This window comes from Brunnivagina elsteri CCALA 953, from assembly GCF_002289455.1.
GTDB classification, from domain to species: Bacteria; Cyanobacteriota; Cyanobacteriia; order Cyanobacteriales; family Nostocaceae; genus Brunnivagina; species Brunnivagina elsteri.
Window position 1 is genome coordinate 1 of record NZ_NTFS01000310.1, and the last position, 8127, is coordinate 8127.

At 41.4% G+C, this 8127-nt stretch carries 7 protein-coding genes; 2 read left to right on the plus strand and 5 right to left on the minus strand.

The genetic code is table 11. The features are described 5' to 3' along the window. On the minus strand, nucleotides 1–1080 hold a 1080-nt coding region (locus CK510_RS22150; RefSeq protein ID WP_095723756.1), incomplete at its 3' end, for an alkaline phosphatase family protein. A 165-nt stretch (nucleotides 1081–1245) separates the two neighbouring features. Beyond that, on the minus strand, nucleotides 1246–1419 hold the full coding sequence (locus CK510_RS31955; RefSeq protein ID WP_158224946.1) for a hypothetical protein: 174 nt from the start codon (nucleotides 1417–1419) through the stop codon (nucleotides 1246–1248). A 309-nt stretch (nucleotides 1420–1728) separates the two neighbouring features. Here CK510_RS31955 and CK510_RS22155 point away from each other — a divergent pair, with 309 nt between their 5' ends. Then, complete coding sequence (locus tag CK510_RS22155) at nucleotides 1729–2100, plus strand: hypothetical protein (RefSeq protein WP_095723757.1); 372 nt, start codon at nucleotides 1729–1731, stop codon at nucleotides 2098–2100. Nucleotides 2101–2505: 405 nt separating this feature from the next. Here the strand turns inward: CK510_RS22155 and ilvB are convergent, their stop codons facing one another. From ilvB to CK510_RS22170, 3 genes are all read right to left on the minus strand, one after another. Further along, nucleotides 2506–4386, minus strand: coding sequence for a biosynthetic-type acetolactate synthase large subunit (ilvB, locus tag CK510_RS22160; protein WP_095723758.1), 1881 nt, complete (start codon nucleotides 4384–4386; stop codon nucleotides 2506–2508). Nucleotides 4387–4812: 426 nt separating this feature from the next. After that, the gene (locus CK510_RS22165; protein WP_095723759.1) at nucleotides 4813–5148 is read right to left on the minus strand and encodes a type II toxin-antitoxin system PemK/MazF family toxin; all 336 of its coding nucleotides are present in this window, start codon (nucleotides 5146–5148) and stop codon (nucleotides 4813–4815) included. Further along, on the minus strand, nucleotides 5141–5332 hold the full coding sequence (locus CK510_RS22170; RefSeq protein WP_095723760.1) for a hypothetical protein: 192 nt from the start codon (nucleotides 5330–5332) through the stop codon (nucleotides 5141–5143). Before CK510_RS22170 ends, CK510_RS22165 begins: the two co-directional genes overlap by 8 nt. A 353-nt stretch (nucleotides 5333–5685) precedes the next feature. Between CK510_RS22170 and CK510_RS22175 the strand changes: the two genes are divergently transcribed. Further along, nucleotides 5686–7824 carry an SPFH domain-containing protein gene (locus CK510_RS22175; protein ID WP_095723761.1) on the plus strand — a complete coding sequence of 713 codons (2139 nt, stop codon included), beginning with the start codon at nucleotides 5686–5688 and terminating at the stop codon, nucleotides 7822–7824. Nucleotides 7825–8127: the final 303 nt, after the last annotated feature.

Genomic DNA, 8127 nt, shown 5'->3' on the forward strand with positions numbered 1-8127 from the left:
ATGTAAATACTGATAGCGGGAACCTCCAGTTTGCAGAAATAAATTTTCCGTCAAAGTTGGATGTTTTTCCAGCCAAACAATTTTTTCTGGATGAACCGGAATTTGACCGTGGTCTGCTACTAATAATAGTACAGTATCGCTACGTCCTGCTAATGGTGAGAATAATTCCCGATGCAGGGAAAAGTCAATTGCGGCTACTTCTGCTCGATAATTGGGACTTAAGGGTTGATAGCGATGGGCTAAAGTGTCGATATTGGGGATATAAAGGTAGGTGAAACTGGGATTATTATCTTGGGATTGATATTTTAATAATAAATGCGATCGCAATTGACTAAAAGCATCTGGTGGTGTCAAATATCCAACAAACCCATCAGTACCCGCGCTACTTCCTGCACTTGTAAAACGACTAATACTTGAATTTTTAAAGTAGTGGTAATTAATAATTTCTACATTTACACCAGCTTTCTCCATTCGTAGATAGATATTTGGTACTGGTATTAAAGTATCGGGATTGAGTTGATTGTCTAAGTAGGGTGTGGAAGTGGGAGAAACGCTCGGACGAAAACCAATCAGATTTACCGCACCACCAATTTCTTGGAAGTAGACGTGAGTTCCAATTAAACCATGTTGAGCAGGTGCATAAGCGGTTGCAGCAGAGGTTAATGCTGTTACTGTTGTGGTGGGAAATACGGATGTTGCAGGCATAAAAAAAGCTTGCTGCTTCTGGCAAGCTTCAGTTAATCTTGGTGTATCACCTTCATTCATTAATGTCTGTAATTGGTCGTACCCCAAAGCATCCAAGATTAATAGCACCACATGTTTAATCGGTGCTTGCTGTTGCCAATCCAGCCAAGCATCTGTAACCGATTTGACACCTAATAATTCTGGATTGAAACTCGGTAAAGCTTGTTGTGAGCTTAATGTTGGTGTTTCTGGACATAACCAATCTAAAGCTAAAGCTGCAATATTTCCTAAACCCAACCCATCATAACTGGGTTTGTACATTCGTGATGCGATCGCGTCGGGTAATTTTTGCCTTTCTAAAAGGGCTTTTTCGGCAATTGAATTTATGTTACTCATGTATTTGATACTTGTTTCTCTGGTTCCCACCATTTATTCTAAAGTAGGAAATCTCAGGGTGAAAAATAATCTGCTGTGATGAACTAATAGCAACCAAAAATTAAATTATCCCACAATTGTAAGGGTAGAGTCTCCCCACCCTTACGAATGATATTATTTAAATGACTACACCTGGTCTAGAAAGTCTAATTGGCAATCCATCTCGACTCCATTCGCAAGCTTAACCCGCACACTGTCTATTCGGGATGGATATAAATCGACAATGAGCATCAATCCCAGACTTTTGTGTCTTACCTGCTTGTTATCGATATAATTCTTTGTGGCTGTTTCAATATTCATCCGCTTTACCTCTGGACTATTCTCTATGTTCGCACAGTCCTAATGCAGTTGAGATTGATATTCTACTACGGTATTTCGGTAAACTGTATGCGATCGCAATATTCTTGTTGAGTATTTAGTTGAATATTCAGGTAAATATTGAGTGTGCGATCGCTATATTCTCTATCCACCAAAGTAAAGTTTGGAACTTTATTTTGGAACTTTATTTATGTCATAACTGTCCAAAATTCTATTACGTTCATTTGGAACTTGACCTTTACCAAATAATCGAATAATGTAGGCGGTTGGGTTTGTTTATTAAGGAAAAACATGAATAAGAAATTCATTCTCACTTTGTTTTCGAGTTCGACAATTTTTACTTCGTTAATGTCAACTTTAGCTATTGTTAATCCTGCCCATGCAATGCAGCAAAAATTAATCCACACTCAGGATAACAGAACCTGTATTACTAACCCTCACGGTGGTCATAATTTTATCTGCATTCGCGATTCTGAGAGAAGTTCACAAGCAAAACCTGTAACTTCGGCAACTATAGCTCAGGGTAAATCAGATATAAATGTCGCAATGCTGGATTTTACAGAAGAAGAAAGCGATGCAGCAATAGCGTTATTTGCTTGTGATTGTCCTTTATGTATGAATAGCTTGCGTCAATTACGTGGTACAGGAAATTTAGTTTATTAATTAGTTTATTTGTTTATTCGTGCATACTTAGAAGTTAGACATGGCAATCTTGAACAGTGCCATATTTTTCTAAAACGATTTGTTGTTAACACAGTAGTTCTTAGTTAATTACTACGCAGATTTGAATATTAGATTAAGTAGGGGTACAAGATTTTGCACCCCTATAATTTTTTTATTTAAGTTAGTGTCGGTTAGTGGAAATAAAGCGACTATCTAGAATAGCTGAAAAGCCTATAAAATTAGCTTTATTTCTTTCTTTTGCTTTTTTACTTCTTACTTGTTTGAGTAGGGACTTCCAGAAAATAAAATATCCCCAATTATAGATTTATCTATCACTCGTAAGTAGGGGTGGGGTATCCCCACCCCTACAACAGTTTGGGACAGTTTATCTCTGTAACTAACCTATTACAATTTTGTACCGCACTCAGGACAAAAATTATTAGTAGTCAAGTTTTTCGCACCGCAATTACTACAAAAAACTGGCTGGATATCAGCTTTTGGTAATTGTTTTGGTAAACCAATCATTTGGGAATTGTTCTTTCCTGGTGCAACCATCGGGTAGCAATTCTCATCCTTGGTAACGCGAATATCCATCACTACTGGACCATCATGAGCGAGCATTTCTGCGATCGCACTTGCTAATTCTTCCCGTTTCTCAACTACCATCCCCTTGATGCCATATGCCTGACAGAGTAATTTAATATCGGGCATTCCCACTTCCATATTCGAGGAAGAATAACGCTCTCCGTAGAATGCTTGCTGCCATTGTCGCACCATTCCCTGCCAGCCGTTGTTTAAAATCATTGTCTTGACTTTTAAACCATACTGTGATAAAGTTCCCAATTCTTGCAGACACATCTGGAAGCTAGCATCACCACTGATACAAATTACCTGCTCGTCGGGGAATGCGGCTTGTGCCCCCATAGCTGCGGGTACACCGAAACCCATTGTACCTAAGCCAGCGCTGGAAATCCAGCGTCGGGGACCATTTTTGAGGAATTGGGCTGCCCACATTTGATGTTGTCCGACATCGGTTGTGTAGAAAGCGTTGGGTGCTTGATGACTAATTTCGACTATGGCTTCTTGGGGGGAAATGCTGTCGGCATGGTGGGGAACTTCTAGGGGGTAATCTTCTTTCCAGCGATTGATTAAGTTTAACCAGTCGTGGGTTTGTTGGGAAGATGCTTTGACACCTTCTTCTTTACATCGTTTCAATAAGTCCTTTAATACTTTGCGGACATCACCAACGATGGGAACTTCGGGAACCCGATTTTTGCCAACTTCGGCGGGGTCGATATCGATGTGAATTACTTTAGCACGGCTGGCGAATTCATCGAGTTTCCCGGTAACGCGATCGTCGAATCTAGCACCAACGCAAATTAATAAATCGCAATCGGTGACAGCGAAGTTTGCGTAAGCAGTACCATGCATTCCCAACATTCCCACAGAAAGGGGATGATGCTCGTCAAAAGCACCAATACCCATCAATGTGGTGGTGACGGGAATATTAAATAATTCCGCTAATTGTTGAACTTCTTCGTGGGAACCAGACGCGATCGCGCCTCCACCAACGTACAATAATGGACGACGACTCTCGCGAATCAAGCTAATTGCGGCGTTGATTTGCCGGGGATTTCCTTTGATTGTGGGACGATATCCGGGTAATTTGACCGTACCAGGTTCTATGGGAATATAATCAAATTCTTCCAGGGCTACATCTTTGGGAACATCTATTAAAACAGGTCCCGGTCTGCCCGTACTAGCGATGTAAAATGCTTCTGCGACAACCCTCGCAATGTCTGCTGTATCGCGAATCAGGTAGGAATGTTTGACTATTGGTAAAGTAATGCCGTAAATATCAGTTTCCTGAAATGCATCAGTACCAATAGCTGGTCTAGGAACTTGTCCGGTGACTACAACCATCGGGATCGAATCCATGTAAGCTGTAGCGATACCCGTGACCAAATTTGTTGCTCCTGGTCCAGAAGTTCCAAAGCACACACCAACTTTGCCAGTTGCACGGGCATAACCATCGGCAGCATGGGCAGCACCTTGCTCGTGTCTCACGAGGATGTGCTGAATCAGACTTCCAGAAGCTTCGACTTTATATAAATCATCATAAATAGGTAAAATAGCACCGCCAGGATAGCCGAAAATACAATCAACACCATGACGTTGCAAACTATCAATCAATGCAAAACCACCGGATGCACGTTGCGGTTTTACACCTTTAGAAATCGAAACAACACTGGACTTGGATAAATCTTGGATTTGGGTGGGACTCATGGGGGAACGCGATCGCACTGATAAACCTCACGCGATAACTAAATTAACGCTTCATTTCTGTATATGAGATTTCATTTTAATGTAAAAGTGGTTGTAATGCATTGGAAATTATCACTTTACTAAATCTCCAATTAGTATGATAATCCCCTGAAAGCGGGTTTCTCCCCCACAGAAAATCTCCAATTAGTATGACAATTCCCAGAAAGCGGGTTTCTCCCCCTACTAGAAATCTCCAATCAGCACGACAATTCCTAGAAACCCGCTTTCTCCCTAAACGCGAAAACCTGAATAATCTTCCGTAACATGAAATATTGTGGAGACGCGAGAAACCCGGTTTCTATTGGTGTTGCATCGAAAATAGTCATGTTGACTTTGAGTATTCCCGTTTTTTGAGGATGGGGTTTTGAAAATCAAGATTTTGCTCCTTCACTCTGCAAAGTCATTATCTTCAAATCCCAACCAGAAGAGCAATACCTCTTCGATTTGTACCAATTGTTCTGAAGTCAGTATTCCCAGTTTTCGCAGTAACTTAGCATGAGGAATTGTAATAATATTTTGTATATCAAATACTCCTTTACGAAGAAAATGAACATTGAGACTGACCTCAAATCTTGAACCACGATAACTAGTTGTGTGAGGAATCAAAGTTGCTAATGCTCGGTCTTCTTCAAAAGCTGGGATACTGATAACTAAGCAAGGTCTGACTTTTGCGACATAACCTAAATCGACGAGCCAAATCTCACCACGTTCTGGACTACTCATAATTGGCTTCTTGTCGATCCAGTTCTAGAAAAAGCGCCTCAGCATTTAATACTAACTCGTCATCAGATAATGGTGGCAGATTCAAATTCGATACTCGCTTTAAAATTTCCAGTGCGATTTCTTGTTGTTCGGATTCTGTTAAGCGATCAAAGGTGTCTAATATTTGCCGTACAGAAGCAACCATAATATGAGTTTGACAAGATACTCACAACATAGCATAAACTGGCAAGGGTTTCTCCCCCACAGAAAATCTCCAATTAGTATGACAAGTCAAAGAAACCCCCTTTCTCTCTCAACGGGAAAACCTGAATAATATTTTATGACATCAAGTACCCGGAGATTGGAGAAACCCGGTTTTTATTGGTGTTGCATCGAAAATAGTTATGTTGGTTTTGAGTATTCCCGGTTTCGTGGGTTTATCCTTTGGGGAAACCTGTAGCAAATATTAAATTACAACAGTTTTCCGAAATCCTTCCGGGAGGAAATGAAGTCATAGGTTAGATTAGGCTTAAAATCTTGCCTGGAGAGGCGAAATCTATGAAAGCTTTGAAAGTTGCTTCAGTTTGTCGCAAGTTTAATCAGTCACCAAATAAAATTTTTACTCTAGCAGCATCAGTTCTAGCGAGTGTAGCATTAGCAGGAAATGTACAGTCAGCAAATGCTAGTCCTATCAAAATCAACTATACCCAGCTAGCAACTTCCACTCAAGTTTTGCAAGCTAAACCTGTAATTGCCCAAGTACCCACCCATCTTTCTACAATTTCAGCACAAACACAACCTTGGAATCTGATTCCCATTGTTATAGTCGGTGGTTTTGTTCTTTTCGTTCCCCTCTTGTTTGGTGGGTTGGTGGTAATTGGAGAGCGGGAAGTTGGAATCGTTGTTAAAAAGTTTGCCTTGTCGGGTAAGGGTTTACCCGCAAGTCGGTTAATTGCTCTCAATGGGGAAGCTGGACTTCAAGCTGATACCCTCGCTCCTGGTTGGTACTGGGGTTATTTCCCTTGGCAATTTGCTGTCAAAAAAGAATCTGTGGTGATGGTTCCTCAAGGTGAAATTGCCTTGATTGTTGCTGCTGATGGTGCTTCGATTCCTCCAGAGCGGATTTTGGGTAAGATTGTTGAGTGCGATAATTACCAAGATGCACGAAAGTTTTTAACCCACGGTGGAGAAAAGGGACGACAAATTGGTTTTCTCACCGCAGGTACTTACCGTATCAATACGGCTCTGTTTAAGGTAATTACAGCAGCTACTGCTACTCAGCATGGGATGACTTACGAACAATTGCAGGTACATCAAATCCCTGCGGATAAGGTTGGTATTATCACCACTTTGGATGGTTCTCCGATTGCTGCGGGTGAAATTGCTGGACGTAGTACTGGTGGACATGATAATTTCCAAAATGGTCAAAAATTCCTCGATGCTGGGGGGCAAAGGGGTTTACAAGAACAAGTTTTGTTATCTGGTTCTTGGAACTTGAATCCGTGGTTGGTAAATGTTCAAAAAGTACCAATGACGGAAATTCCCATTGGTTATGTAGGTGTGGTAATTTCGTTTGTGGGTAAAGAACATGAAGATGTCAGTGGTGCTGCTTTTACCCACGGCAGTTTGGTACGGCAAGGACATAAGGGTGTGTGGGTAGAACCGTTGTACCCAGGTAAGCATCCTCTAAATACTGAGGTGATGAAGGTTGAATTAGTACCGACGACAAATATTGTTTTGAATTTCACTGACAGAATTACAGGTCAACATGGTTATGATAGTAATCTGACGGCTTTGAAGTTGCTGTCGTTTGATGGTTTTAGTTTTGATTTAGAAATATTTCAAATTATCCACATTGGTGCGTCGGATGCACCAAAGGTTATTTCCCGTTTGGGTTCGATGCAAAATGTCATAGACCAAGTTTTGCGTCCTATTGTGGGTAATTATTTCCGCAACTCAGCCCAGGAATATACCATTTTAGACTTTTTGACTGCCAGAAGCGATCGCCAAGTGGAAGCGTCGGAATATGTCAAATCTGCGTTGCGTGCTTATGATGTTCAAGCGGTGGATTCTTTGATTGGTTTGATTACACCACCAGAAGAATTAATGCATACCTTGACTGCCCGTAAAATTGCTGAGGAACAGAAGAAGACCTACGAAGTACAGCAAATGGCACAAACCCAGCGTCAGCAGTTGGTAAGGGAGACTGCGTTAGCTGAGATTCAACAGGAGTTGGTGAAGTCAGAGCAAGGTGTAAAAATTGCCGAGTTGAATTCTAATTCTCGGATTCAAGAAGCTACTGGGGAAGCGGAATCAATCAAGTTAAAAGCGATTGGGGAAGCGGAAGGTATTCGAGCAATGGGTAATGCGAAAGCTGAAACCTACCTTGCTGGTGTGCAAGCTTTGGGAGAAAATGGTTATACTGCCATGCAGATGATGCAAATTGTGGGCGATCGCAATGTGCGTCTCATCCCTGATATTCTTGTTGGTGGTGGTAGTGGTGGTAATGCCAATGGGTTAGTTGATGGGTTGCTATCGATGATTTTGTGGAACCAAACCAGCAGTAAACAAAATAGCACGACAAATGGTATTAATCAACCCATATATCCCAGGGTTCCGGCAAATATGGCTTTACCCAAACACAATGGTCATGCACAGATAAATATCGAGTTACCCACAGAAAAAGTAGAACAATAAGCAATTAAACCTCGATTTATCACCATATCATCAAAAGGGTGGGGAGACCCCACCCCTACGAGATTTTGGATGATTTATTTCTCTGTGTTCCCTTATATTCCAATACGGTTCAGTTAAGACTAAACTATTCAATATTTTAAACCGCCGACACGGAGTGGCTACTTAGCCCTTACAGGGCGGCTATCGCCAACAGAAGCTACTTCGTATCTACCGTAGGTAGGCGCAGAGAACGCCTTAGACGCGGAGCGGCTACCTTTGGAAGTCACTTCGTGCCTACCCGAAGGGTAGGAAGAGAAGGAAGAA